Here is a 26,010-nt window from a genome sequence, read left to right as displayed (position 1 = left end):
ACGTGATGGGAGTGCCGGATTGGCGCTCGCGGAACTTTCGATTCTACCGGCCGACGCCGCGCGGCGCAGATGCGCTTCCCGGTTCTGATTCGGTCCTCCATCTTCTGCCGTCGCGTTCTCGAAAATGCGCGCAGCCGCGCGCGACGTCATCCAACCTGACTGGGGAGTAAAGACATGAGCAAGAACAAACTGTTGATGGCCATTGCCGCAGGCGTCTTCACCGCGACCGCCGCGGGCGGCGCGTTTGCACAAACGTCGTCGGGCAATTCGTCGGGGGCAATGGGCAACGATGCCGCCGCAGCGACCACGGATAATTCGAGCGGCATGACCCAGCACAAGAAGCCGCGCAAGCATATGGCGCGTCCGTCGTCGGGCAAGAAGACGCCTGAGGCGACCACTGGCAACAACGCGGCGGCCGAGTCGGGCCAGAGCAAGTAATACGCTGCTGCGTGTCTGTACCGGCGCTCGCGTCCCTTCGGTGGCGCGAGCGCCGTGCTGTTTTGTGCACGATCTGACAAGCGCAACAAAGCGTCGCTCCATTACACTTTGCGCCTCGACAACATTGCGTCAGGCACGAGGGGAAGGGCGATGTCGCCAAGGGACTTGCTGATCGCCACGGTGGTCATTTTCGCGTGGGGCGTGAACTTCGTCGTCATCAAGCTGGGCCTGCACGGCGTGCCGCCGATGCTGCTCGGCGCGTTGCGCTTCGCGTTGGCCGCCACGCCCGCGGTCTTCATCAAGCGTCCCCAGATCCCGCTGCGCTGGCTCTTCGCGTACGGTCTCACCATCTCGCTCGGACAATTTGCGCTGCTGTTCTATGGCATGTCGGTCGGCATGCCGGCGGGGCTTGCTTCGCTCGTGCTGCAGGCGCAGGCCTTCTTCACGCTGTTCTTCGCTGCAATGTTCCTCGGCGAGCGCATTCATGCGGCCAATCTCGTCGGACTCGTGATCGCCGCGGCCGGTCTTGCGCTGATCGGCATCCAGGGCGGCCACGCCATGACCCTGACCGGCTTCCTCTTCACTCTGGCAGCCGCCGCGATGTGGGCGCTCGGCAACGTCGTGACGAAAGCGATGGGCAAGGTCGATCTGCTGTCACTCGTCGTCTGGGGCAGCCTGATCCCGCCGTTGCCGTTCCTCGCGCTGTCGCTGATCTTCGAGGGCCCGGCGCGCATCGAATCCAGTCTCGCCGCCATTCCGCTCGTGTCGGTCCTCGCCATCGGTTATCTCGCGTTCGTCGCGACGATCGTCGGCTACAGCCTGTGGGGCAAGCTGCTCGCGCGCTATCCGGCGGCGAGCGTCGCACCGTTTTCGCTGCTCGTGCCGGTGATCGGACTGGTGTCGGCGGCGGTGTTTCTCGGCGAAGACCTGAGCGCCGCGCAGATCGCCGGCGCGGCGCTGGTGATGGCGGGACTGGTAGTGAACGTGTTCGGCAAGTGGCTCGTTCAGCGGCTGATGCCGGCGGCGCGCTGAACGAATTCCTGCGCGAGTCTCAAGTCATGCGGCTTTTCGCGAGCGGCGGATTGGCCGCGAAGTAGCGCTTGATGCCCTTGAGAATGGCGTTGGCCATCTTGTCGCGATAGGCGTCGTCGTTGAGGCGCGTTTCCTCGTCCGGGTTGCTGATGAAGGCCGTTTCCACGAGGATCGACGGAATGTCCGGTGCCTTCAGCACGGCGAAGCCCGCTTGTTCGACCGAACCCTTGTGCAGCTTGTTGATACCGCCAATCTCGTTCAGCACGAAGCTGCCGTAGCGCATGGAATCGCGGATCTGCGCGGTCGTCGACATGTCGAACAGCGCGCGGTTCACGCTGGCATCCTGCGACTTCACGTTGATGCCGCCCACCTGGTCCGACGCATTCTCCTTGTTCGCCATCCAGCGCGCCGCCGCGCTCGACGCACCATGGTCCGACAGCGCGAACACCGACGAGCCGCGCGCATCGGGCGAGGTGAAGGCGTCGGCGTGAATCGACACGAACAGGTCGGCGGACACGCGCTGGGCCTTCTGCACGCGCACGTTGAGCGGCACGAAGAAGTCGGCGTCGCGGGTCATCATCGCGCGCATGTTCGGCTGGGCGTCGATCTTCGCGCGCAGCTTCTTCGCGATGTCGAGCGCGATGTGCTTCTCGTACGTACCCTGACCGCCGATCGCGCCCGGATCCTCGCCGCCATGTCCCGGATCGATCGCGACCGTCAGCAGGCGCGTGGTGCCGGCGCCCTGCTTGGGCGCGGAGAAGGTGTATTGATCGTCGTCGTCCTTTTGCGCGATGACCGGCGGCGCGGACGGCACGCGCGGTTTCGGCGCGGGCTTCGGCACGGGGATGGACGGCGCCCCAGGAACGGCCGGCGCGGCGTCGTTCTGCGCGTACTTCTGGAAGAACTCGTCGGTCGAGTCGGACGCGCCGGGCTTCTGCGCGGTCGTCGGCCCGGACAGTGTGGCGGGCGGCGGCGCGGACGGATTCGGATTGGCGCGGTCGAGCGCTTCCTGCTTGCGCTCGGTTTCCGCGAGCAATTCCATCAGCGGATCCGGCGCGACGGCCGGGTACAGGTCGAACACGAGCCGGTACTTGTAGCTGCCGATCGGCCCCAGCGTGAACACCTGCGGCTTCACCGATCCCTTCAGGTCGAACACCATGCGCACCACGTGCGGCTGATATTGCCCGATGCGCACGGCCTGGATCTGCGGATCGTTCGGCGCGATCTTCGAGACGAGGTCGCGCAGCGCCTGGTCGAGATCGATGCCGGAGAGATCGACGACGAGCCGGTCCGGTCCCTGCAGCATCTGGTTGGTGTTCTGCAGCGGCTGGTCCGATTCGATCGTCACGCGGGTGTAGTCGCGCGCGGGCCACACGCGCACGCCGAGCACCGAGCTGGCATGGGCGAGCTTCGGCGCGACGAGCGCGAGCACGAGCGTCGAAGCGCCTGCGCGCAGCACCTGGCGGCGACGCCAGTTGTGCGGCGCGGTGGCGCTCGATTCGATCGAGTGGAACGGCTTGATCAACATCTTTCGAGACATGTCTTTCCTGTTTCGCTAAACGCCCGCGCGGTCAGCACGCGGCCTTCTTCTTCGTTCGAATCGCCGGGCGCATCATGCTCGCCCGGCAGCGATAGCTGGAACACGAGATCCGGCACGCCGAGCAGTCCGCCTGCCTGCTGCGGCCACTCGACCAGGCACACGGCACCCCGGTCGAAATATTCGCGAAAGCCGGCATCGGCCCATTCGGCCGGATCGGCGAAGCGGTAGAGATCGAAGTGATAGACGTCGAGCGGACCGCTGCGGGTAGCGAGCGAGTACGGCTCAACGAGCGTGTATGTCGGACTCTTGACGCGGCCCTCGTGCCCGAGCGCGCGCAAGGTCGCGCGCACGAGCGTGGTCTTGCCCGCGCCCAGATCCCCGATCAACTGGACTTGCAGGCCCGCGAAACGTTCAGGCGAAATGAACTGGCGGGTGGCGTCGATGGCCTGCGCGAAGCGCGCGCCGAACGCGAGCGTGGCCGCTTCGTCGCGCAGGTCGAAGCGGCGTTCGAGCAGCGCGGCAGAAGAATCGGGCGTGATGCGGTCGGGGCTTTCGGGCATTGCTCGTAAAATATCGTGATGAACCGATTGCCGGAACATTCCGTTGAAATCACGACCGCGTCCAGCGACGCCGCCGCTGAGTCCGTCTCAGAGTCGCGCGCCTCGACTCGCATGGAGGAGGCTGCGCTGGCGGAACTCGCGCACCGCATCAAGACCTGGGGGCGCGAGTTGGGATTCGGTGCGGTCGGCATCAGCGATATCGACCTGGCGGATGCCGAGCAAGGCCTTGCTGAGTGGCTCGAAGCAGGCTATCACGGCGACATGGATTATATGGCCAAACATGGGATGAAACGCGCGCGGCCGGCCGAGCTTGTGGCCGGCACGCGACGTGTCATCACCGCGCGGATGGCCTATCTGCCCGCGGCGACGCTCGCACAAACGGGCGCTGAAAGCGTCGCGACAGGCGACGGTCAGAAGAACGACTGGCGTGCCATCGAGTGGTCGCGGCTTGCGCAGCCCGAGCAGGCGATGGTCTCGGTCTACGCCCGCGGCCGCGACTATCACAAGGTCATGCGGCAGCGGCTGCAGCAGCTCGCGGAGCGCATCGAAGGGGAGATCGGCGCCTTCGGCTATCGCGCGTTCACGGATTCCGCGCCGGTGCTGGAGGTGGCGCTGGCGCAGAAGGCGGGCAATGGCTGGCGCGGCAAGCACACCTTGCTGCTCGATAGCGACGCGGGTTCGCTGTTCTTTCTCGGCGAGATTTTCGTGGACGTGCCGCTGCCCGTGGATCCGGATCCCCAGCACGACGGCGCGCACTGCGGGCAGTGCACGCGCTGCATCGACGCCTGTCCGACGGGGGCGATCGTCGCGCCGTATCGGGTGGATGCGCGGCGCTGCATCTCGTACCTGACGATCGAACTGCATGGCAGCATTCCCGAAGAGATGCGTCCGCTGATCGGCAACCGTGTCTATGGCTGCGACGACTGCCAGCTGATCTGTCCGTGGAACAAGTTCGCGCAGGCTGCGCCGGTCGCGGATTTCGACGTGCGTCACGGGCTGGATCGCGCGACGCTGGTTGAACTGTTCGCCTGGAGCGCGGACGATTTCGACACGCGCATGCAGGGCAGCGCGATTCGTCGCATCGGGCACGAACGCTGGCTGCGCAATATCGCGGTGGCGATGGGCAATGCGTTGCGCGCAACCAGGCTCGATGCCCGCGAGCGGGAGGCCATCGTCGCCGCATTGGAAGCCCGTGCGGACGATGCTTCTGCGCTGGTCCGTGAGCACGTAGCGTGGGCGCTAAAGCAAGAGAGCCAGGGGGAACAACCATGAAGCCATTCGATGCCGTGATCGACGCGCCGTTCGGCAAGGTGGGCATCCGCGCCGATGAAGCGTGCGTGCGCGAGATCGTCTATTTGCCCGATGACGCGGACAGCATCGAGCCGCATGGGACGCTGGCACGCGAAGCGGCCGGGCAGATCCGCCTTTACTTCGACAGTCCGTCGATGCGCTTCGAGCTGCCGCTCGGCATCGGCGGTACGGCGTTTCAGCGGCGCGTGTGGCAGGGCATCAGCGGCATTGCGCAGGGACAGGTGTGGACCTACGGGCAACTGGCGCGGGTGATAGGCAGCGTGCCGCGCGCGGTGGGGCAGGCGTGCGGCTCCAATCCGCTGCCGATCGTGATACCGTGCCACCGGGTCGTCGCGGCGAGCGGAATCGGCGGATTCGCGCATCATCCCGGCGACGGTTTCTATCGCAACGTGAAGCGCTGGCTACTGGCGCATGAAGGTGTATCCATCGCATGACGAGCGCAATCAACGCAACGGACCCAGCGGACACCGCGGACGCAACGGACGCGACGGACGCGGCGACCGACCCGGTCCACACGCCCGGGCTGGCCGCGAGCCGGGACGCCATCGACCTCTTCTGCGACGCGCTCTGGCTCGAACACGGCCTTGCCAAGAACTCGCTCGAAGCTTACCGGCGCGACCTGAAGCTCTTCGCCGAATGGCTCGGCAAGACGCGCGGCGCGTCGATCGATGCCGCCGTCGAGAACGACATGAACGGCTACATGGCGGCCCGGCGCGGCGACAAGGCGACTTCGGCGAACCGGCGTTTGTCCGTGTTCCGCCGCTACTACGCATGGGCGATGCGCGAACATCGCACCGCGGCGGATCCGACGCTCAAGCTGCGTTCGGCCAAGCAGCCGCCGCGCTTTCCCTCCACCTTGAACGAAGTGCAGGTCGAGGCGCTGCTCCACGCTCCCGATACCGACACCCCGCGCGGCCTGCGCGACCGCACCATGCTCGAACTGATGTACGCGAGCGGCCTGCGCGTGACCGAGCTAGTGACGCTGAAGACGGTGGAACTGGGCCTGAACGAGGGCGTGGTGCGCGTGATGGGCAAGGGTTCGAAGGAACGCCTGGTGCCGTTCGGCGAGCAGGCACACGAATGGATCGAGCGTTATCTGCGCGAATCGCGCCCGGCATTGCTCGGCCCCCGCGCCGCCGATGCGCTGTTCGTCACCTCGCGCGGCGAGGGCATGACGCGCCAGCAGTTCTGGAACATCATCAAGCGCCATGCGCTGAACGGCGGCGTGCATGCGCCTCTCTCGCCGCACACCTTGCGGCACGCGTTCGCCACCCATCTGCTCAACCACGGCGCGGACCTGCGCGTCGTGCAACTCCTGCTCGGCCACTCCGACATCTCGACGACCCAGATCTACACGCACGTGGCGCGCGAGCGGCTGCACAAGCTGCATCGCGAGCATCATCCGCGCGGGTAGGCCCGAACGTTGGAAGCGCTTCAGATTTCCGCGCCGCGCATGAGTCCGCGCGCGATGATCACCTGCTGGATCTGCGACGTGCCTTCATACAGCCTGAAGAGCCGCACGTCGCGGTAGAAGCGCTCGATGCCGTACTCGGCGACATACCCCGCGCCGCCATGCACCTGCACCGCGCGGTCCGCGACGCGTCCGCACATCTCGGTGGCGAAATACTTCGCGCATGACGCTTCCACGGACACGTCGCGTCCTTCGTCGCGGCGGCGGGCCACGTCCAGCACCATGCATTCAGCGGCGTAAAGCTCGGCCTTGCTGTCGGCGAGCATGCCTTGCACCAGCTGGAACTCGCCGATGGGCTGGCCGAACTGACGGCGCTCCTGGGCATAGGCAACGGCGTCGCGCAGCATGCGCCGGGCTGCGCCCACCGCGATGGCCGCAATGTGAATGCGGCCCTTGTCGAGCGTCTTCATCGCCGTCTTGAAGCCCACGCCTTCCACGCCGCCGATCAACTGGCTCGCCGGCACCCGGCAGTTCTCGAAGATGACGTCGGCAGTATGCGCGCCGCGCTGGCCCATCTTGCGGTCCGGTTTGCCGATGGAGAGCCCAGGCGTGCCGCGCTCGACGATGAACGCCGAGATGCCGCTCGCGCCCTTCGCTTCCTGAGGGTCGCCGGTGCGCGCCATGACGGTGTAGAGGCCGGCTTCGGGCGCGTTGGTGATGAAGCGCTTGGTGCCGTTGAGCACGTAGAACTCGCCTTCCCTGCGCGCGCTGGTCTTGAGCGAGGCCGCGTCCGAGCCGGCATCCGGCTCAGTGAGACAGAACGAGCCGATCAATTCGCCGGAAGCAAGCTTCGGCAGATAGTGCGACTTTTGCGCCTCGGTGCCGTCGAGCACGATACCGATGGAGCCGATGCCGTTGTTCGTGCCGATCACCGAGCGGAACGCCGGCGAGGTCTGCCCCAGTTCGAAAGCGATGCGCACTTCCTCTTCCATGGTGAGGCCGAGACCGCCATAGGCTTCGGGAATGGTCAGGCCGAACATGCCGATCTCGCGCATGGCGCCGATGAGGTCCGCGGGGATCTCGTCGGTTTCGTCGACTTCGCGCTCGCGCGGCACGAGCTGCTCGCGCACGAAGCGGCGAATGGTGTCTTCGAGAAGGGTCTGGATTTCGGTGTCGCGGATCATGGAATCTCCTTGTGCTGGAGAACGATCGTGCCACAGGTGCCGGGGCACGCACACTCGGCCATTCGGCCAATGGTGACGCGCCGGACGCGCCGCTACAATGCGTCCATGTCGAAAAGCAAACACGTATCCGAAACGCCCGCGACGCAGTTCCTGCGCCGTCATCAGGTTGCGTTCGGCGAGCATCCGTATGAGTACGTCGAGCACGGCGGCACCGAGGAATCCGCGCGCCAGCTCGGCGTGGACGAGCATCAAGTCGTCAAGACGCTGGTGATGGAAGACGAGTACGCCAAGCCGCTCATCGTGCTCATGCACGGGGATCGCACCGTGTCCACCAAGAACCTCGCGCGGCAGACAGGGGCGAAGCGCATCGAGCCGTGCAAGCCGGAAGTCGCGAACCGCCATTCGGGCTTCCTGGTGGGCGGCACGTCGCCGTTCGGCACGAAGAAGGCCATGCCGGTGTATGTCGAAGCCAGCATCCTCGAACTGGACCGCATCTATCTGAACGGCGGAAGGCGTGGTTATCTCGTCAGTCTCGCGCCGGAGGTCCTGACGCGCCTGCTGCATGCCACGCCCGTGCAGTGCGCAAGCGTCGATTAGAATGCACTCCGCTCTCGTCACCACCGAAAAGACACCATGATTCCTTTGATCGTCGCCGTCGTGTCCTATCTGATCGGCTCGATTTCATTTGCCGTCGTCGTCAGCCACGCAATGGGTCTCGCCGATCCGCGCTCCTACGGCTCCGGCAACCCCGGCGCCACCAACGTCCTGCGCACCGGCAACAAGAAGGCCGCGATCCTCACGCTGATCGGCGATGCGTTCAAGGGCTGGCTGCCAGTGTGGGTCGTCGTGCATTTCGGCGCGAGCTTCGGCTGGGATCCGGCGCTCATCAACACGGCCACGGCGCTCGCGGCCATCGCCGTGTTCCTCGGGCATCTGTACCCGGTTTTCTTCCGCTTCCAGGGCGGCAAGGGCGTGGCCACGGCGGCGGGCGTGCTGCTCGCCGTTCATCCGGTGCTCGGACTCGCCACGCTGCTGACCTGGCTCATCATTGCGTTCTTCTTCCGCTATTCGTCGCTGGCGGCGCTCGTCGCAGCGGTGTTCGCGCCGTTCTACCAAGTGTTCCTGTTCGGCCCCAGCCGTATTTCGCTCGCGGTGCTGGCCATGAGCCTGCTGCTCATCTGGCGGCATCGCGCGAATATTTCGAAGCTGCTGGCGGGGCAGGAAAGCCGCATCGGCGACAAGAAGAAGGCTGCGGGAGCAGCCGAATAAGATGCCGGCCGGACCGGCTCAGCTGACGAAGACCACGTACGTATCCGCCGGACTCGAATAGAAGAAGCTCGCGATGCGTCCTGCACGGACGGCGGACAGGATATCGGCGATGCCGTTGACCTCGGCGCCGTCCTTCCTCTTGCCGACGATGATCGACGGCCCGGGCGTGCCCGGCGAGCCGCGCCTGATGCCAACGAGCCGTCGGATCGCGCCTTCCTGTGTCGTGAAATAGTTGTCCATGCGTGCGTGGCGGTGCGTGGCTTGCAGTGATGGGCCAAGCCTAGCCTGTATCGTCTGATGATTATGTTGGGCAGGGCACACTCGCATCCGCCATGCCCGCTGTAAGACGACTGCAAGACCGCGGCACGCATTCTGCGCCTGGAGCGTTCGAACCTGGGCGCAAAGGCACATGAACAAAATCACAAGAGCAAGGAAGGGGCTGCCTGAAGCCGAGGGCCGGCAGGCCGTACTGACGGAACGACGCCGATGGAAGATGGCGCGTTCCCCGCACGCCTACGTGAGGGGCAATACGGAGCGCTTCTACGAGTGGGTGCTCGAAGCAAACGGCGATACCCTGCCGCACGGACCCGCTGTCTGGATTTGCGGCGACTGCCACACGGGCAACCTGGGCCCGATCGCCAACGCGAAGGGCAAAGTCGAGATCCAGATTCGCGATCTCGATCAGACCGTCATCGGCAATCCGGTGCATGACCTGGTGCGGCTCGGGCTGTCGCTTGCAACGGCCGCGCGGGGCTCGTCGCTGTCCGGACTGAATGTCGTGCGCACGATCGAGGCGCTGGCCGCCGGCTACGAATCAGCGTTCTCGAATCTGGACATCGAGTCCCGGCGTCCCGAACCCGTTCACGTGACGATGAAAGAGGCCGTCCGGCGCTCGTGGCAACATCTCGCGCGCGAACGCATCGAGAATCTCCATCCGTCGATACCACTGGGCAAGCGGTTCTGGCCGCTCGCGAAGGGCGAGCGTCGCGAGATCGAAGCGCTCTTCCAGGAGAAGGACATCGCCAGCCTCGCGACGGGCCTGCGGGGCCGCGACGACTCCGGTGACGTCGTGATGCTCGACGCCGCCTATTGGGTAAAGGGCTGCAGTTCGCTCGGCCGCGCGCGCTATGCGGTCTTGCTCGACGTGGATGGCGGCGTGGTCGAGGGAGACGATCTGTGTCTCATCGACATCAAGGAGGGCGTGAAGGCGGCCGCTCCGCGTTACAAGGACGTCACGATGCCGCGCGACAACGCGTTGCGCGTCATCGAAGGCGCGCGGCATCTTTCGCCGTTTCTCGGCGAACGCATGCGGGCGGCGCGTCTGCTCGATCGCGCGGTCGTCATTCGCGAACTGCTGCCGCAGGACATGAAGCTCGAAATCGAGCAACTGGACAAGGACGACGCGATGCACGTGGCGCACTATCTGGCCGCTGTGGTCGGCAAGGCGCACGCACGGCAAATGGAGGCGGCGACGCGGAAGGAATGGCAGGCCGACTTGCGCCGCAACCGGTCGAAAACCATCGATGCGCCGTTGTGGCTCTGGAACAGCATCGTCCAGCTGGTGAGCAGTCACGAGGCCGGCTATCTGGAGCATTGCCGCCGTTACGCGACCGGGACTTGAAGGCCTCGGAAGTCAAAAAGCGGCCGATCAAACAAAAGCCGTTCCGGTACAACCCGGAACGGCTTTTCCGAAAGCTGAAATCCGCGAACGATCAGTCGCGGAAATTGTTGAAGTCGAGCGGCGTATCCGTGACGTCCTTCTTCAACAGTGCAATGGCGCTTTGCAGGTCGTCGCGCTTGGTGCCTTGCACGCGCACCGTGTCGCCCTGAATGCTCGCCTGCACCTTGATCTTGCTGTCCTTCACGATCTTGACGATCTTCTTCGCGAGGTCGCCCGACACGCCCTTCTTCACGGTGACGACCTGCTTGAGCTTGTCGCCGCCGATCTTTTCCTGCTTGCCGTAGTCGAGGAAGCGCACGTCGACGCCGCGCTTGGCCATCTTGTTCAACAACACGTCCTTGACCTGGCCGAGCTTGAAGTCGTCGTCGGCGTAGAGCGTGAGTTCACGCTCCTTCTGCTCGACGCGCGAATCCGAGCCCTTGAAATCGAAGCGCGTGGAGATTTCCTTGTTCGCCTGCTCGATGGCGTTCTTCACTTCGATCATGTTTGCTTCGCTGACGACGTCAAACGACGGCATGTGCCTTCTCCTTCGTTGAGGCAAGCGCGCTGGGCGCGGCTCGCATAATGGCATTGGTTATAATTCGATCTCCCGTCATTCTACCGACGCGGCGCCGAGTTCCCCAAGGCCGCGCCGATTCTCCTGAATCTCCCTGCGGTCATTCATGCCTCACGCATCCCACGCGCCCGAACTTCTCGACGCTTATTCGCTGCGCTCGCACAACACGTTCGGCTTCGACGTGCGCGCGCGCCATGCGATGAAGATCGACAGCGTCGAGGCCGCGTCGCTGCTGTGCCGCGATGGCCGCCTCGCCGGGATCACGCAACTGGTGCTCGGCGGCGGCAGCAATCTCGTATTGACGCGCGACTTCGACGGCGTGGCGCTGATCGTGAATATCGAGGGCAAGCGCGTGATCGCCGAGGACGCCGGCTCATGGCTCGTGGAAGCCGGCGCGGGTGAGAACTGGCATGGCTTTGTCGCGTGGACGCTCGCGCAGGGCATGCCGGGGCTCGAGAATCTCGCGCTGATTCCGGGCACGGTCGGCGCCGCGCCCATTCAGAACATCGGCGCCTACGGGCTGGAGATGGGCGAGCGCTTCGAGCGCCTCAGCGCCGTCGAACTGGCGACGGGCGCGCGCGTCGAGTTCGATCGCACCCAGTGCGCGTTTGGCTACCGCGACAGTTTCTTCAAGCGGGCAGGGCGCGGGCGTTTCATGATCACGTCCGTGGTGTTTCGCTTGCCGAAGCGCTGGCAGCCGCGCGCGGATTACGCCGACATCGCACGCGCGCTCGAAGGCGCCTCTGGCTACGACGCGCAAGCGATCTTCGACGCCGTGGTCGCCGTGCGCCGCGCCAAGCTGCCCGACTGGACCGTCTTGGGCAACGCGGGCAGTTTCTTCAAGAATCCGGTCGTGAGCGCGCAGGCGTTCGACACGCTCAGGCAGCGCGAGCCGGGCATCGTCTCCTATCCGCAGGCCGACGGCAGCGTGAAACTCGCGGCGGGCTGGCTCATCGACCAGTGCGGATGGAAAGGGCGCGGCATCGGCGGCGCGGCGGTGCATGATCGTCAGGCGCTCGTGCTGGTGAATCGCGGCGGCGCGACGGGCGCGCAGGTGCTCGAACTGGCCAGAGCCATTCAGCGCGACGTGCGGGCGCGCTTCGACGTGGAACTGGAAATCGAGCCGGTGACGCTCTGAAAGCGTGGCTCGCAAAAGAAAAAACCCGCTGGCGCGGGTTTTGTACGTTCAGCATGATGAGCGTGCTGCGGGCTTCAGTGATTGAGCTTGCCGAGCAACAAATACTCCATCAGCGCCTTCTGCACGTGCAGACGGTTTTCCGCTTCATCCCAGACGACGCTCTGCGGACCGTCGATGACCTCCGCGCTCACTTCCTCGCCGCGATGCGCGGGCAGGCAGTGCATGAACAGCGCGTCGGGCTGGGCGCGCGCCATCATGTCGGCATCGACGCAATAGTCGGCGAACGCCTTCATGCGCGCTTCGTTCTCCGCCTCGAAGCCCATGCTGGTCCACACGTCCGTGGTCACGAGGTGAGCGCCCGTACAGGCTTCGTTGGGATCGTCGAATTCCTCGAAGAACGGCTTGCTGTCTTCGGAGACCAGCGCGGCGTCGAGCTTGTAGCCTGCCGGCGTCGACAGCCTCAGCTTGAAGCCGAGAATCTGCGCCGCCTGGATCCACGTGTACAGCATGTTGTTCGCGTCGCCGACCCACGCGACCGTCTTGCCGTGAATCGGCCCGCGATGCTCGTAGAACGTGAAGATGTCCGCGAGCACCTGGCACGGATGGTATTCGTTGGTGAGACCGTTGATGACCGGCACGCGCGAGCTTTCCGCGAATCGCTCGATGATGTCCTGGCCGAAGGTGCGGATCATGATGATGTCGACCATGCGCGAGATGACCTGGGCGGAATCCTCGATCGGCTCGCCGCGTCCGAGTTGCGTATCGCGCGTGTTCATGAAGACTGCGTGGCCGCCGAGCTGGAAGATGCCGGCTTCGAACGAAAGGCGCGTGCGCGTGGAACTCTTCTCGAAGATCATCGCGAGCGTGCGGTCGTGCAGCGGATGATAGGTCTCGTAGTTCTTGAACTTGCGCTTCAGGATGCGCGCGCGTTCGAGCACGTACTCGTAGTCATCGAGCGAAAAATCCTTGAACTGAAGATAGTGGCGAATTTTCTTGGAGGTCATGAAACGCAAGCGGCGGCTCCGAACCGGCGCGTGGCGCTGCACTCTGTTGCGAGGCGCCTGGCCGGACGGCGCCGCCGTCGGGAGTGGTATCGCGTTTGAGCATAAAGGATTTCACGATGTTTGACGAGGCCGTCCGCGCCGTCACATGCGCCGCACGTGCCCGTCCGACGGCCTTCACGGACGTCTTCGCAGCGTGCGTCGTGTTTGTGTGCGCTGCGGAAAAAAGGTCGCTGCGGTATAATCGCGTTCGCTCGTTTCAACAGTTCTGCAACATCAAGCACCGTTTCACTCGCATGTGCGAAGGGGCTCGCAAGCGTCCCGCAGGCGTGTATTTGTGCGTGTTTTGTGCATACGGATCGCGGTGAATGACCCAGTGCTGTCGAGTCTGCCATCCTCTCGCGGACGCGAATGTTCCTCCTCAACGGAGAGCAGCTCGCGAACAACCGCCCGGCGCCTTTCGCTGCGCTGGCTCCCGCGGTTTCCGTCGTGCGGATGTGCGTTCGCCGGTGCGCGTCACCGGCCGTCAACAGGTATTGCTACATGGCTGAATCATCCCCTACCGAATATTTCATACAAGGCATCACCAAGAACGGGAGGAAGTTTCGGCCGAGCGACTGGTCGGAGCGCCTGTGCGGTGTGATGTCGGGTTTCGGTCCAAAGGCAAGAGGGCCGAACGCACGGCTGCAGTATTCCATCTACGTGCGTCCGACGATGATCGGCGACATCAAGGTCGTGATCGTCGATTCCCGCCTGCGCGACATCGAGCCGATGGCGTTCGACTTCGTGCTGAACTTTGCGAAGGACAATGACCTGCTCGTGACCGAGGCGTGTGAATTGCCGCCGCATCATGGCACGCAGGGCGCGTCCGCCACGCAGACCGCGCCTGCGCACGAGCAGCCGCGGCAGGAATCCGAGGTGCCGAACGCTGGAAGTCCGCACGCCCAGTCGTGAGCCGACCGGAGCAGAGCAGACGCAAAAAAGCCCGCTGAAGCGGGCTTTTTCGTTACTGCGCAGCGGAAACAGGAAGCTGCTTCGACGAACGCCGGAACGCGGAAAGCGTAAGGCGCCCGCCTGAAGCGGGCCGGAATTACTGGGCAGCCGGGGCTTGCAGGCCCTTGATGGCTGCAGCCAGGCGGCTCTTGTGACGAGCGGCCTTGTTCTTGTGGACGATCTTCTTGTCCGCGATGATGTCGATTGTCTTGATCGACGACTTGAACACTTCGGCAGCCTTGGCTTGGTCGCCGGCGTCGATAGCCTTGCGAACTGCCTTGATGGCCGTGCGGAACTTCGAGCGCAGCGCCGAGTTGTGCGAATTGGCTTTAGCGGCCTGACGGGCGCGCTTGCGAGCTTGTGCGGTATTTGCCATGACGGTTCCTTGTCCTGTTTCTGCTGTTACTTGTCTGGAGCGCGCGGGCCGGAGAGGGCCTTGAACTGGCCTGAGCCGGTGGTTCGAGCGTGCTGCCTTGTCCTGTTTGTCTTGCCTGAACTCCCGGGAACGCGTGCAGCGACGCAGCGTTGTGATGGCCCGGGAACCGCTGATACTTCGCCGGCCGGAGCCGGGGAGAGACGCGAAGCTCCACGGATCCGGATACACAAGGGGCAATCCGGGCGTTTTCGGAGCTTCGAAACCCGCGATTATAGCAACGGAACCGGAGTCGTGACAAGCGCGACGTCATCCGTGCGATGGCGCGCAGGATTGGCACGATCGGTCAAGGTTGCGGGCTTTGCCGCCAGCGAGCGGCGGTGTGTCGCAGACGCGCCGCACGTGGCCCGTATAATGGGCGCCCCATGAATCTATTCCGAGCCCTACTGACGGTCAGCGGCTTCACGCTGCTGTCCCGCGTGACCGGCCTGATCCGCGAAACGCTGATCGCCCGAGCCTTCGGCGCCAGTCTCTATACCGACGCGTTCTACGTCGCGTTCCGTATCCCCAACCTGCTGCGGCGTCTGTCCGCCGAGGGTGCGTTCGCGCAGGCGTTCGTGCCGATCCTCGCCGAGTTCAAGAACAGCCAGGGCCACGATCCGACCAAGGCGCTCGTCAACGCCATGTCGACCGTGCTGACGTGGGGGCTCGTCGTGCTGTCGCTGGCGGGCATGGCGGGCGCGAGCTGGGTCGTGTTCGCGGTCGCGTCGGGGCTTGCCCACGAAGGCGCCGCGTACGGCCTTGCCGTCGAGATGACGCGCATCATGTTCCCGTACATCGTCTTCATCTCGATGACGACGCTCGCGTCCGGCGTGCTCAACACCTACAAGCAGTTCTCGCTGCCCGCGTTCGCGCCGGTGCTGCTCAACGTGGCGTTCATCTTCGCGGCGGTGTTCGTCGCGCCGCACCTGAAGGTGCCGGTGTATGCGCTCGCCTACGCGGTGATCGCCGGGGGCATCCTGCAGTTGCTCGTGCAGCTGCCGGGCCTGAAGAAGATCGACATGATGCCGCGCATCAGTTTCAACTTCCGGCGCGCGCTCGCGCATCCGGGCGTGAAGCGCGTGCTGCTCAAGATGGTGCCCGCGACCTTCGCCGTCTCGGTCGGGCAGCTGAGCCTCATCATCAACACGAACATTGCATCGAACATCGGGCCGGGCGCCGTGTCGTGGATCAACTACGCCGACCGCCTGATGGAATTCCCCACCGCGCTGCTCGGCGCGGCGCTCGGCACCATCCTGCTGCCGAGCCTTTCTAAGGCGCACGTCGACGCCAATAACGACGAATACTCCGCGCTGCTCGACTGGGGCCTGCGCATCACCTTCCTGCTGGCCGCGCCGAGCGCGGTCGCGCTGTTCTTCTTCGCCGAGCCGCTCACCGCGACGCTCTTCCACTACGGCAAGTTCGACAGTCATTCGGTGGTGATGGTGGGCCGCGCGCTGTCGGCGTACGGCATCGGGCTGATCGGCCTGATCCTCATCAAGATCCTGGCGCCGGGCTTCTATGCGAAGCAGGACATCAAGACGCCGGTGAAGATCGCGATCTTCGTGCTGGTCATGACCCAGGTGAGCAATTACCTGTTCGTGCCGATCTTTTCCCATGCGGGCCTGACGCTGTCGATCGGCCTCGGCGCGCTCGCCAATGCGTCGCTGCTCTTCGTGGGCCTGCGCCGCCGCCAGATCTACCGGCCGTCCGCGGGCTGGGCGCGTTTTGTCGTGCAGCTGCTCGGCGCGTGCCTGATTCTTGCGGGCGTGATGCACTGGGTGGCGATCAATTTCGACTGGATCGGCATGCGCGCCACCCCGATGCTGCGCATCGCGTTGCTGGGCGCGAGCCTGGTCGTGTTCGCGGCGCTATATTTCGGTATTCTTTCCGCGATGGGCTTCAAGTACGCCTACTTCAAGAGACGCACGCTTTGATGACGACAACGCGTATCCTCGACTACTTCTCGTCGCTGATGGCGGACGACGACACGCTTCCGCTCACGGAAGCGGCGTTGTCGCTGGCCCAGGACGCGTACCCGGATCTCGACATGCAGACCGTGCTCGCCGAGATCGACGAGCTGGTCGTGCGCGCCCGCCGCCGCCTGCCCGACGACGCTGACGTCCGGACGCGCGTCGATGCGCTCAACCGATACTTTTTCCGCGAGCTGGGTTTCTCCAGCAATCTCAACGATTACTACGATCCCGACAACAGCCATCTGAATGTCGTGCTGCGGCGCCGGCGCGGCATTCCGATCTCGCTCGCGGTGATCTATCTGGAAATGGCCGACCAGCTCGGCCTGCCGGTGCGGGGCGTGTCGTTTCCGGGGCATTTCCTGCTGCGCGTCGCGTTGCCCGCCGAAGATCTGATGCTCGATCCGACCACCGGCCAGACGCTCTCCGAAGCGCAGATGGTCGAGATGCTGGAGCCGTATGTGCAGCGTGCCGGCGAATCGATCGGCAGTGCGTTGCGCGTGTTGTTGCAGCCCGCGACGCGGCGCGAGATCGTCGCGCGCATGCTGCGCAACCTCAAGTCCATCTATCTGCAGACGGAGCGCTGGCAGCGCCTGCTCGCGGTGCAGGAGCGGCTGGTGATCACGTTGCCGCACAGCATCGAGGAAGTGCGCGACCGCGGCTTCGCCTATGCGCGGCTCGATTACCTGCGTCCGGCGCTGGAGGACTTGCAGCGCTACATCGAACATCGGCCCGACGCGGAAGATGCGACGGTCGTCGAAACCGAACTGCACGAGCTGCGGCAGCGCACCCAGCAAAACGGCGACTGAATAAAAAACGGCGGACTTCGTAAGAAGCCCGCCGTTTTCACAACTGAAACGCCATCACTTCGGCTGCATGCGGATCGCGCCGTCCAGACGGATCACCTCGCCGTTGAGCATCGGGTTGTCGAAGATCTGCTTGACGAGCATTGCGTATTCGTCGGGCTTGCCGAGGCGCGGCGGGAACGGCACCATCGCGCCGAGCGCGTCCTGCACCTCCTGCGGCATGCCGAGCAGCATCGGCGTCTCGAACAGGCCCGGCGCGATGGTCATCACGCGAATGCCGCTTCTGCTCAGGTCGCGGGCGATGGGCAACGTCATGCCCGCCACGCCGCTCTTCGAGGCCGCATAGGCCGCCTGGCCCATCTGTCCGTCGTACGCGGCGACCGACGCCGTATTCACGATCACGCCGCGCTCGCCCGCGCCGTTGGGCTCGTTCTTCGACATCACATTGGCCGCGAGCCGGATCATGTTGAAGGTGCCGATGAGATTCACCGCGATCACTTTCGAGAACAGATCGAGCGCATGCGGGCCGTCCCGGCCCACGGTCTTTGCCGCCGGTGCGATGCCCGCGCAGTTCACGAGGCCGCGCAGCGTGCCGAGCGACAGCGCCGATTCGATGGCGCGTTGACCGTCGCTTTCCTGGCTCACGTCGCACTTGACGAACGCGCCCGACAGTTCCTGTGCGAGCGCTTCGCCCGCGGCCTCGTTCATGTCGGCGAGCACGACCTTGCCGCCGAGCGACGCGACGAGGCGCGCCGTCGCGGCGCCCAGGCCCGATGCGCCGCCGGTGATGAGGAACACGTTGCCCTGAATCTCCATGTCTCTTCTCCTTTGTGTGATGCGTGCAGGCGAGGGCGGGGTGGATGCCGCTCGCCGAAAGTGTGTCGTTGTGGTGTCCTTGTGGGAGCCGCGTCGATTGTAGCGAAGCCGCTCGCCGCGCCCGCGATCGGCAGGCGTAAAAAAACCCGCTCCTGGGAAGCGGGTTCTGGAGAACGCGAAGAACGCGAAGCGAAGCGCGCTTACTTCAGCGCGTCGAACACGCGCGTGCGGATTTCATCGACAGTGCCGAGACCCGAAATTGCGCGGTACGCCGGCGCCTTCAGGCCATTCGGCGCGGTGCCGTTCTTCGCCCAGTCGTTGTAGTACGAAATCAGCGGCTTGGTCTGCGCGACGTACACGTCGAGCCGCTTCTTCACGGTCTCTTCCTTGTCGTCGTCGCGCTGTATCAGCGGTTCGCCGGTGACGTCGTCGGTCATGTCCACCTTCGGCGGATTGAACTTGACGTGGTACGTACGGCCCGACGCCGCGTGAACCCGGCGGCCGCTCATGCGCGTGATGATTTCGTCGAAGGGAACGTCGATCTCGAGCACGTAGTCGATGGCGACGCCCGCCTCCTTCATTGCTTCGGCTTGCGGCAGCGTGCGCGGAAAACCGTCGAACAGATAACCGTTCTTGCAGTCATCGGACTGGAGGCGTTCCTTAACGAGATTGATGATGAGCGAGTCCGGCACCAGTTCGCCCGCGTCCATGAAACGCTTCGCCTCGACGCCGAGCGGCGAGCCAGCCTTGACGGCCGCGCGCAGCATGTCGCCGGTGGAAATCTGCGGAATGCCGAATTTTTCCTTGATGAAGTTTGCCTGGGTGCCCTTGCCCGCACCGGGTGCCCCCAACAGGATCAAACGCATGGTGATATCTCCGAATCGTCTAGAAACCGCTTCACGCCGCGAGGCTCGTTGACATCCGATGGCCTGGCTCGTGCGGCGTCGACGACAGGGCGCGCAGCCGATTGGAGACGGCGGGCACCTGCGGACAGCGGCGCAACGTTGAGCGTGGCGCTGGCCGGAAGGCTCGCGCAATCGTTCGATTATGCCACGGCTCTTTACGGCCGCGACCGTAATAACGCGCATAGGAAACCCCGAGAACCGCGCCGGCCGGGCGTTCCGGCGGGGTTTACACGGGTTGTCTCCAGCTTTCAGTGTTTCAGTTCGACGCGGGGAAGAGCGCTTGAACGCGGGCGAGATCGGCAGGCGTATCGACGCCCGGCGGCGGCGCATCCTGCGTCACGCGCACCGCGATGCGTTCGCCATGCCACAGCGCGCGCAGTTGTTCGAGCGCTTCGGCGGCTTCGATCGGCGCCTGCGCGAGGTTCGGAAAGTCGCGCAGGAACTTCGCGCGATAGGCGTACAGGCCGATGTGGCGCAGCACGTTGTCCGGCACCGCGGGCAGTTGTCCGAGCGCGGCGACGTCCGGCCAGTGCGGCTGCCAGAGATCGCGCGTCCAGGGAATCGGCGCGCGCGAGAAGTACAGCGCGATGCTCTTCGCATCGAGCACGACCTTCACCACGTTCGGATTGAAGACGTCGGCGGGGTCGTGGATCGGATGCGCGGCGGTCGCGATGGCGCAGGCGGGAAACGCCGCGAGGTGCGACGCCACGTCGCGGACGAGTTGCGGATCGATCAGCGGTTCGTCGCCCTGCACGTTGACGACGATGGTGTCGTCGGCCCAGCCGAGCCGGGTCGCGACTTCGGCGAGGCGGTCGGTGCCGGTCGGATGATCCGAACGCGTCAACATCACTTCGATGCCGTGATCGCGCACGGCTTCGACCACGCGGTCCGAGTCGGTCGCGACAATCACCTGGCGCGCGCCCGATTCGCGTGCGCGCTCGGCGACGCGCACGACCATCGGCTTGCCGCCGATGTCGGCGAGCGGCTTGTTGGGCAGACGGGTGGACGCGAGGCGCGCGGGAACGACGGCGATGAACGGTACGGACATGTCAGGCATGGTCAGGCTGAATCAGACGTCGCCGGCCGGCTTGAGCGGCTGGATCGGTTCGACGGGCGTGCCCTCGACGGTCTGGCGCGCTTCATCGACGAGCATCACGGGAATGCCGTCGCGGATCGGATAAGCGAGTTTGTCCGCGCTGCAGACGAGTTCCTGCGCGGCGCGGTCATAGCTGAGCGGGCCTTTGCAGATCGGACAAACGAGGATTTCAAGCAGACGTGCGTCCACGGAGTTTCTCCACAACAAGAGCGATGAGGCGCGGCCGGAGCACGGCTTGCACCGGAACGACCCAGATGCGTGCGTCGCGCCAGGCGCCCAATTTTACTGCATCCTTTTCGGTGATCAGGATCGCATCCGCCTCTACGCCGGCGAACGGATTCTCGCGATACGCGTAGTGATCCGGGAAGGCGCGCGTCGCGGGGGTAATGCCCGCCGCGCGCAGCGTCGCGAAAAAGCGCTCGGGCGAACCGATGCCCGCCGCCGCCGTCACCCGCTCGCCGGCGAACTCGCCGAGCGGCCGGCGTACCGAGGGATCGTCGAGCAGCCATGCGTCGCCGGTCTCGAGGTCGAGCGAGAAGGTGTCCGGCCACGGCGGCAAGGTGCGCTCGTAGGGACTGTTGATGAGTGTCGCATCGCGGCGGCGCGACATCGGCTCGCGCAACGGGCCCGCCGGCAGCAGGAAGCCGTTGCCGCCCAGACGATCGTCGAAGACGACGAGTTCGAACGCGCGAGCCAGCCGATAGTGCTGCAGGCCGTCGTCGGACACAAGGACGTCGACATTCGGATGCGCCGCGAGCAGCGCTCGCGCGGCGGCCACGCGGTCCGGGCAGACGAACACCGGCGCGTGGGTGCGGCGCGCGATCAGGAGCGGTTCGTCGCCGACCTGCGCGGCCTCGCTGGCCGGCGTCACGCTGAGCGGCTTCGGCACTTTCGCGCCGTAGCCGCGCGACACCACGCCCGGCTGGAAGCCGGCGGCGCGCAGCGCTTCGACCAGCGCGATGACGGTCGGCGTCTTGCCCGTCCCGCCCACCGTCACATTGCCGACGACGACCACCGGCACGCCCACGTCGATCCGCTTGAGCCAGCCGAGTTCGAAACCGGCGCGGCGCAGCGCGGCGATCGCGCCGAACACGCAGGCGAAGGGCGTCAGCGCCCAGGCGACCGGACCGCGGCGGCGCCACTCGCGGGCGAGGAAGTTTTCGACCGGCGGCTTGAAATCAGACATGGACCGCCTTTACGCGGAACGCCGGCGGGACAGAAGCGGAACAAAGCGGATAAGGCGTGGCGTGCAACGGCAGCTCCTCGAGTGTCGGTTGGCGTTGAACGGATCGACCGGCGATGGCGACGACGCGCCGCGCTTGCGCATGCGTGCCGGGCCGGTGCTGGAACCCGGCACTCTAGCGCGCGCGGGCCGTGCGCGCCAGTCGCCCGGTCGTTTCCGGGCCTGGCTTCAGCACCGCGCGCCTGTGGATAACTCTGTGAAAAACTTCCGGAGCTGGAAGCAGCAAGCCGCGTCAGGAAAGAGTTGCTTCGGCGAAGACAGTGTTCATATCAATCTATTTTTGCAAAATCAACGACTTAGGACGAATCCTAAAGCTTTCACAGGCGCGCGGCGACGGGGCCGGTAAGTCTTTCTGTGTGGACACTTGCTACACTGCCGTACCTCGCCGAGCGGTTCCTGTCCATTGGGCCAATCAGCCGTAGCAGCCTGTTTCTTTCCGGTTCAGCCATGACTCCCAATTCCCTGCCATCGCCAGGCGGCGAAGCCGTCATTCCCGTTTCCGCGCTCAATCGCGCGATCAGTTCGATGCTCGAGCGCAGCTTTCCGCTCGTCTGGGTGTCGGGCGAGGTGTCGAACTTCACGCGGGCGGCGAGCGGCCACTGGTATTTCTCGATCAAGGACGCGGGCGCGCAGATGCGCTGCGTGATGTTCCGCAGCCGCGCGCAATACGCCGAGTTCACGCCGCGCGAAGGCGACCGCATCGAGGTGCGCGCGCTCGTCACGATGTACGAGCCGCGCGGCGAACTGCAACTGAACGTCGAGGCGGTGCGGCGTACCGGTCAGGGGCGGCTCTACGAAGCGTTCCTGCGGCTCAAGGCGCAGCTCGAAGGCGAAGGGTTGTTCGCGGCGGAGCGCAAGCGCGCGCTGCCGTCGCATCCGCGCGGCATCGGCATCGTGACGTCGTTGCAGGCGGCGGCGCTGCGCGACGTGCTCACGACGCTTGCGCGACGCGCGCCGCACGTGCCGGTGGTGGTGTATCCGGCGCCGGTGCAGGGCGCGGGCGTCAGCGCGAAGCTCGCCGCGATGGTCGAAGCCGCCAACGCGCGGCGCGAGGTGGATGTGCTGATCGTGTGCCGCGGCGGCGGATCGATCGAGGATCTGTGGGCCTTCAACGAGGAAGTGCTGGCCCGCGCGATTGCGGAGAGCGCGCTGCCGGTGGTGAGCGGCGTCGGCCACGAAACGGATTTCACCATCGCCGATTTCGCCGCCGATGTCCGCGCCCCGACGCCCACGGCCGCCGCCGAACTCGTGAGTCCGCAACGCGTGCTGTTGTTGCGCGAACTCGATCATCGTCATGCGGCGCTCGCGCGCGGTTTCGGCCGCGCGATGGAACGCCGTGCCCAGCAGCTCGACTGGCTGGCGCGCCGGCTCGTGAGTCCCGCTGAGCGGCTGGCGCGGCAGCGTGAACATTTGCGGCAACTGTCGGGGCGTCTGGTGTCGGCGGGGGCGCGGCCCGTGCGCGATGCGCGCGCGCACTTCGCGCTGGTTCAGTATCGCTGGCAGCGCAAACGCCCGGATGTCGCTGCGGCGCGCGAGCAGGTGTCGAGGCTCGCGCAGCGCCTGCAACGCGCGCACGAGCGCCGTGCGGAGCGCGAGCGCGCGTGTGTGTCGGAACTCGCGGCGCGCTTGCAGGTGCTCAGTCCGCAGCGCACGCTGGAACGCGGCTATGCGGCGTTGATCGATGCCCAGACGGGACGCGCGCTGCGTGCGCCGAACGCATTGAAACCGAAGCGTCCGCTGACGGTGCATCTGGCGGAAGGATCGGCGGATGTGTTGCTCGCCGATGTCCAGCCGCGTCTGTCAGATGAATTCTGATGCCTGAAAACTGGCGTGTTCAGGCGTACATTCAAGGACGCCGTGCAGCCCGTGGAAGCACTTTTTACGCCGTCCAAGGCGATTGGAAATCGATCTTACTCATAAAGGGCACACGGTTTGCTGGGTTATCCCAACTCGCCTACAATCCATTGCTCCACTGCCTCACTCCCCCGCAAACACACATTCCACATAGAAAGGAAGGCTCGCATCATGGAACATAAGCTCCCGCCGCTGCCGTTCGAAAAGAACGCGCTCGCTCCGCACATGTCGGAAGAAACGCTCGAGTATCACTATGGCAAGCATCACCAGACCTATGTGACCAACCTGAACAAGCTGATTCCGGGTACTGAATTCGAGAACCTGTCGCTCGAAGAAATTGTGAAGAAGTCTTCGGGTGGCGTGTTCAACAACTCCGCTCAGGTCTGGAACCACACGTTCTTCTGGAACAGCCTGTCGCCTCAGGGCGGCGGCGCACCCACCGGCGCGCTGGCTGACGCGATCAACGCGAAGTACGGCTCGTTCGACAAGTTCAAGGAAGAGTTCGCCAAGGTTGCCACCGGCACGTTCGGTTCGGGCTGGACCTGGCTCGTGAAGAAGACCGACGGCAGCCTCGACATCGTGTCGACCAGCAACGCCGCCACGCCGCTCACGACGGACGCCAAGGCGCTGCTGACCATCGACGTGTGGGAACACGCGTATTACATCGACTATCGCAATGCGCGTCCGAAGTTCATCGAGGCTTACTGGAACATCGTGAACTGGGACTTCGCTGCGCAGAATTTCGGCGCGTAAGTTTTGGGTTGTTGCGGCCCGGTGGGTCGCTTCGGCAAGAGCCGCATCGATTCAGTTCGATGCGGCTTTTTTGTTTTTGGAGCTCGGACAATGACACTTATGTGCGGCGGGGAGGAGTCGAGCTCAAAAGACCAACGGCTGCCCAAGGGCAGCCGTTGTACGCGGGACTCTCTATTCACCGTGAGGTGAAACACCCACTCCAGGTGGGACCCGGTTTCCCGGGCGGCGCTACGCTTTTCTCACCCGCTCCACGTAGTTTTACGAACCTTAGCAGACTACGCCGCCCCATCCCAGCGCGACAAATCCCAAAACCCTAAAATATCGCTTTGGATCCCCGCACACCGCCATGAGACACCTCGCAGGCTTATGCGTCGCAGCCTGGTCCGCCGCCGCGCTGCTGTATTTCGGACGTCATTCCGTCGCGCTGATCGTGCTGTCCGGCGTGGTCATGCTGGCGGGCTTCGATCTCGTCCGTCCCGAACCCGGCCACAACGCCTGATTCCAGAAACGAAAAAGCCTCCCCGATGGAAGGCTCCCGTTCCGTCAATCAGGCGCAACGCGCAACCCGCTACCGCCGTCGCGGCATCGCTTCCCAGTTGATGTCGACGCACAGCACCTGCAACCCATAAGGCGTCTGCGCCGCGATCGACGCCGTCACGCACAGATGCGCCTCGTTGATCGACAGATACGGCGCCGTCAACTGAACCCGTCCCGGCGCGCGCAGCGCCTCGATGAAATACGGGCGCCGCTCCCAGCTCGCGCCTTCGGAATGCAGCAGCGGGCTGAAGCGTTTCGCGCGCTGCGACGTGCGCACGATGGGCACCACGTTATCGCCGATCTGCCGTCCGGCCTGATCGAGCAGGAAGCAGCGGGCGGTGTCGGCGAGTTGCAGCAGTTCGCTCGTGGCGGCAACGAGCGTTTCACCCTCCATCAGTTTCACCGACGCCCGTTCGAGCCCGCTCACATACGGTTCGAGACGCGTTGCCTGGGCGCGGTCGCGCGCGCCGATGCGCTCGCGCGATGCCGCCGTCAACGCATCCATCACGCTTGCCGCAACCTGCGGATGCACGGCATCGACGCTCGGCTGCGCGAAATATGCGCCCTGCACGAAATCCACGTTGCACTCCAGCGCGATCAACGCATCACGTTCGGTCGAAAGACCGCCCATCAGCACGAGCTGGCCGGACTCGTGCAGCAGCGACACGAGCCGCGGCAGCACGCGCTCGATATGCGAATGCTCGGTGGCCTGCTGAAGGATGCAGCGGTCGAGCGTCACGATGTCCGGCCGCAATTGCCACACGCGATCGATGTTCGAATGCTTGACGCCGAAACCGTCCAGCGCAATCAGGAAGCCCGACTTGCGCAGCGAATCGATGATCTCGGTAAAGCGCGTCGTTTCGCCGCCGGCCTGCTCGGGCACCTCCAGCACCACGCGCTGCGGCAACAGTCCAATGTCCTTCAGCGCCGCGACCAGAGCGTCGCCGTAGCTCATGTCCATCAGCGCGGCGGGATGCAGGCTCAGGAAGAGCCATTCGTCATGGCTGTCGAATGCGTTGAAATTGCCAAGATGAAGGGATTCGGCGAGCCGTCCGAGTTCGAGCAGATCGCCGCGCCGCGCGGCCTGGGTGAATACTTCGTGCGACGGCACATGACGATGTGTGTCGTCGCGGGCGCGCAGCGAAGCGTGATAGCCGATGGCGCGCCGGTGCGACACCGAGAACACGGGCTGAAATACGCTGAAGACGGTGTATTCGCCGTACAGCACGGTGCGTCGCGAGCCGTCGTCGCCGGCGACGGGGCGCGGCGGCTGAAAGCGGGGAGGGTCGAGATCAACCATGCTCATGGTGTCGAGGCATCGGGGCAGGGAAACTGAACAGCGCTAGTTTACAGGAACGGCTTACCTCCGTTTGAGCAAAAAGCGTGCAAATTCAAGCCGCAAGCGGCTTCGGGCACGCTTGCGGCGCAATGCCCGCGACAATTCGTGTGCAGATACGCGAATCATGCTGCGCGCCCGGGAGCGCACGCCGCGCCGCTGTGC

At 64.9% G+C, this 26,010-nt stretch carries 27 protein-coding genes and 1 pseudogene; 15 read left to right on the top strand and 13 right to left on the bottom strand.

The genetic code is table 11. The features are described 5' to 3' along the window. Positions 1–174 precede the first annotated feature (174 nt). The gene (locus QCE62_RS12435; protein WP_309918276.1) at positions 175–438 is read left to right on the top strand and encodes a hypothetical protein; all 264 of its coding nucleotides are present in this window, start codon (positions 175–177) and stop codon (positions 436–438) included. Between the two features lie 150 nt (positions 439–588). After that, positions 589–1,470 carry an EamA family transporter gene (locus QCE62_RS12430; RefSeq protein WP_309918273.1) on the top strand — a complete coding sequence of 294 codons (882 nt, stop codon included), beginning with the start codon at positions 589–591 and terminating at the stop codon, positions 1,468–1,470. Between the two features lie 19 nt (positions 1,471–1,489). Here the strand turns inward: QCE62_RS12430 and QCE62_RS12425 are convergent, their stop codons facing one another. Together QCE62_RS12425 and tsaE are read right to left on the bottom strand one after the other, a co-directional pair. Continuing rightward, on the bottom strand, positions 1,490–3,010 hold the full coding sequence (locus QCE62_RS12425) for an N-acetylmuramoyl-L-alanine amidase (RefSeq protein WP_309918270.1): 1,521 nt from the start codon (positions 3,008–3,010) through the stop codon (positions 1,490–1,492). After that, positions 2,992–3,570 carry a tRNA (adenosine(37)-N6)-threonylcarbamoyltransferase complex ATPase subunit type 1 TsaE gene (gene tsaE, locus QCE62_RS12420; RefSeq protein WP_309918266.1) on the bottom strand — a complete coding sequence of 193 codons (579 nt, stop codon included), beginning with the start codon at positions 3,568–3,570 and terminating at the stop codon, positions 2,992–2,994. Before tsaE ends, QCE62_RS12425 begins: the two co-directional genes overlap by 19 nt. Before the next feature lie 111 nt (positions 3,571–3,681). On the opposite strand from tsaE, the gene queG reads away from it, so the two are divergent. The 3 genes from queG to xerD are packed head-to-tail and all read left to right on the top strand — an operon-like array spanning position 3,682 to position 6,295. Then, positions 3,682–4,842 carry a tRNA epoxyqueuosine(34) reductase QueG gene (queG, locus tag QCE62_RS12415; protein WP_409017835.1) on the top strand — a complete coding sequence of 387 codons (1,161 nt, stop codon included), beginning with the start codon at positions 3,682–3,684 and terminating at the stop codon, positions 4,840–4,842. Beyond that, entirely contained in the window at positions 4,839–5,315 is a 477-nt protein-coding gene (locus QCE62_RS12410) for a methylated-DNA--[protein]-cysteine S-methyltransferase (RefSeq protein ID WP_309918260.1), read from the top strand. The genes queG and QCE62_RS12410 overlap by 4 nt, the downstream gene beginning before the upstream one ends. Beyond that, positions 5,312–6,295, top strand: a complete 984-nt coding sequence (xerD, locus tag QCE62_RS12405) for a site-specific tyrosine recombinase XerD (protein WP_309918257.1) — start codon at positions 5,312–5,314, stop codon at positions 6,293–6,295. The genes QCE62_RS12410 and xerD overlap by 4 nt, the downstream gene beginning before the upstream one ends. A 20-nt stretch (positions 6,296–6,315) precedes the next feature. On the opposite strand, the gene QCE62_RS12400 is transcribed toward xerD, so the two are convergent. After that, positions 6,316–7,476, bottom strand: a complete 1,161-nt coding sequence (locus tag QCE62_RS12400; protein ID WP_309918256.1) for an acyl-CoA dehydrogenase family protein — start codon at positions 7,474–7,476, stop codon at positions 6,316–6,318. A 105-nt stretch (positions 7,477–7,581) separates the two neighbouring features. Between QCE62_RS12400 and ybaK the strand changes: the two genes are divergently transcribed. Both ybaK and plsY read left to right on the top strand, forming a co-directional pair. Beyond that, on the top strand, positions 7,582–8,073 hold the full coding sequence (ybaK, locus tag QCE62_RS12395) for a Cys-tRNA(Pro) deacylase (RefSeq protein WP_309918252.1): 492 nt from the start codon (positions 7,582–7,584) through the stop codon (positions 8,071–8,073). A gap of 36 nt (positions 8,074–8,109) precedes the next feature. Further along, the gene (gene plsY, locus QCE62_RS12390; RefSeq protein ID WP_309918250.1) at positions 8,110–8,745 is read left to right on the top strand and encodes a glycerol-3-phosphate 1-O-acyltransferase PlsY; all 636 of its coding nucleotides are present in this window, start codon (positions 8,110–8,112) and stop codon (positions 8,743–8,745) included. 18 nt (positions 8,746–8,763) lie between these two features. Here the strand turns inward: plsY and QCE62_RS12385 are convergent, their stop codons facing one another. After that, a complete protein-coding gene (locus QCE62_RS12385; RefSeq protein ID WP_309918247.1) occupies positions 8,764–8,985 on the bottom strand; it encodes a hypothetical protein in 222 nt (73 codons plus the stop codon). Between the two features lie 169 nt (positions 8,986–9,154). Here QCE62_RS12385 and QCE62_RS12380 point away from each other — a divergent pair, with 169 nt between their 5' ends. Continuing rightward, positions 9,155–10,366, top strand: coding sequence for a DUF2252 family protein (locus QCE62_RS12380; protein ID WP_309918244.1), 1,212 nt, complete (start codon positions 9,155–9,157; stop codon positions 10,364–10,366). A gap of 91 nt (positions 10,367–10,457) precedes the next feature. On the opposite strand, the gene QCE62_RS12375 is transcribed toward QCE62_RS12380, so the two are convergent. After that, positions 10,458–10,943, bottom strand: a complete 486-nt coding sequence (locus tag QCE62_RS12375; RefSeq protein WP_309918242.1) for a YajQ family cyclic di-GMP-binding protein — start codon at positions 10,941–10,943, stop codon at positions 10,458–10,460. A 145-nt stretch (positions 10,944–11,088) separates the two neighbouring features. On the opposite strand from QCE62_RS12375, the gene murB reads away from it, so the two are divergent. Beyond that, the gene (gene murB / locus QCE62_RS12370; protein ID WP_309918239.1) at positions 11,089–12,120 is read left to right on the top strand and encodes a UDP-N-acetylmuramate dehydrogenase; all 1,032 of its coding nucleotides are present in this window, start codon (positions 11,089–11,091) and stop codon (positions 12,118–12,120) included. Between the two features lie 74 nt (positions 12,121–12,194). Here murB and argF read toward each other — a convergent pair whose 3' ends face one another. Continuing rightward, positions 12,195–13,124, bottom strand: a complete 930-nt coding sequence (gene argF / locus QCE62_RS12365) for an ornithine carbamoyltransferase (protein ID WP_309918234.1) — start codon at positions 13,122–13,124, stop codon at positions 12,195–12,197. A gap of 540 nt (positions 13,125–13,664) precedes the next feature. Between argF and QCE62_RS12360 the strand changes: the two are divergent. After that, a pseudogene (locus QCE62_RS12360) lies at positions 13,665–13,982 on the top strand (DUF3579 domain-containing protein); the annotation flags it as partial. Positions 13,983–14,211: 229 nt separating this feature from the next. Here the strand turns inward: QCE62_RS12360 and rpsT are convergent. Beyond that, complete coding sequence (gene rpsT, locus QCE62_RS12355) at positions 14,212–14,490, bottom strand: 30S ribosomal protein S20 (protein ID WP_309918231.1); 279 nt, start codon at positions 14,488–14,490, stop codon at positions 14,212–14,214. A gap of 422 nt (positions 14,491–14,912) precedes the next feature. Between rpsT and murJ the strand changes: the two genes are divergently transcribed. Then, positions 14,913–16,463: a murein biosynthesis integral membrane protein MurJ gene (gene murJ, locus QCE62_RS12350; RefSeq protein WP_309918228.1), complete on the top strand. Its 1,551-nt coding sequence runs from the start codon at positions 14,913–14,915 to the stop codon at positions 16,461–16,463. Beyond that, positions 16,463–17,308 (top strand): SirB1 family protein, encoded by an 846-nt coding sequence (locus QCE62_RS12345; protein WP_309918225.1) that lies wholly within the window; start codon positions 16,463–16,465, stop codon positions 17,306–17,308. The genes murJ and QCE62_RS12345 overlap by 1 nt, the downstream gene beginning before the upstream one ends. Before the next feature lie 54 nt (positions 17,309–17,362). On the opposite strand, the gene QCE62_RS12340 is transcribed toward QCE62_RS12345, so the two are convergent. The 5 genes from QCE62_RS12340 to lpxK all read right to left on the bottom strand — a co-directional run bounded on the left by QCE62_RS12340 (position 17,363) and on the right by lpxK (position 21,308). Next, entirely contained in the window at positions 17,363–18,121 is a 759-nt protein-coding gene (locus QCE62_RS12340) for a 3-hydroxyacyl-CoA dehydrogenase (RefSeq protein WP_309918222.1), read from the bottom strand. A gap of 200 nt (positions 18,122–18,321) precedes the next feature. Next, positions 18,322–18,987, bottom strand: coding sequence for an adenylate kinase (gene adk, locus QCE62_RS12335; protein ID WP_309918220.1), 666 nt, complete (start codon positions 18,985–18,987; stop codon positions 18,322–18,324). A 295-nt stretch (positions 18,988–19,282) separates the two neighbouring features. Further along, a complete protein-coding gene (gene kdsB, locus QCE62_RS12330) occupies positions 19,283–20,074 on the bottom strand; it encodes a 3-deoxy-manno-octulosonate cytidylyltransferase (RefSeq protein ID WP_309918217.1) in 792 nt (263 codons plus the stop codon). Between the two features lie 21 nt (positions 20,075–20,095). Continuing rightward, positions 20,096–20,311 (bottom strand): Trm112 family protein, encoded by a 216-nt coding sequence (locus QCE62_RS12325; protein ID WP_309809605.1) that lies wholly within the window; start codon positions 20,309–20,311, stop codon positions 20,096–20,098. Further along, positions 20,292–21,308: a tetraacyldisaccharide 4'-kinase gene (lpxK, locus tag QCE62_RS12320; protein ID WP_309918214.1), complete on the bottom strand. Its 1,017-nt coding sequence runs from the start codon at positions 21,306–21,308 to the stop codon at positions 20,292–20,294. The genes QCE62_RS12325 and lpxK overlap by 20 nt, the downstream gene beginning before the upstream one ends. A 504-nt stretch (positions 21,309–21,812) precedes the next feature. Here lpxK and xseA point away from each other — a divergent pair. The 3 genes from xseA to QCE62_RS12305 all read left to right on the top strand — a co-directional run bounded on the left by xseA (position 21,813) and on the right by QCE62_RS12305 (position 24,471). After that, entirely contained in the window at positions 21,813–23,180 is a 1,368-nt protein-coding gene (gene xseA / locus QCE62_RS12315) for an exodeoxyribonuclease VII large subunit (RefSeq protein WP_309918211.1), read from the top strand. 210 nt (positions 23,181–23,390) lie between these two features. Next, positions 23,391–23,972, top strand: a complete 582-nt coding sequence (locus QCE62_RS12310) for a Fe-Mn family superoxide dismutase (protein WP_309918208.1) — start codon at positions 23,391–23,393, stop codon at positions 23,970–23,972. Positions 23,973–24,318: 346 nt separating this feature from the next. Next, positions 24,319–24,471 (top strand): hypothetical protein, encoded by a 153-nt coding sequence (locus tag QCE62_RS12305; RefSeq protein WP_309918205.1) that lies wholly within the window; start codon positions 24,319–24,321, stop codon positions 24,469–24,471. Positions 24,472–24,540: 69 nt separating this feature from the next. Here the strand turns inward: QCE62_RS12305 and QCE62_RS12300 are convergent, their stop codons facing one another. Next, positions 24,541–25,815, bottom strand: coding sequence for an EAL domain-containing protein (locus QCE62_RS12300; RefSeq protein WP_309918202.1), 1,275 nt, complete (start codon positions 25,813–25,815; stop codon positions 24,541–24,543). Positions 25,816–26,010: the final 195 nt, after the last annotated feature.

This window comes from Caballeronia sp. LZ033, assembly GCF_031451265.1.
Taxonomy (GTDB): Bacteria; Pseudomonadota; Gammaproteobacteria; order Burkholderiales; family Burkholderiaceae; genus Caballeronia.
Note: the sequence above shows the minus strand (reverse complement) of the source record. Positions and strands in the feature narration are given on the sequence as shown.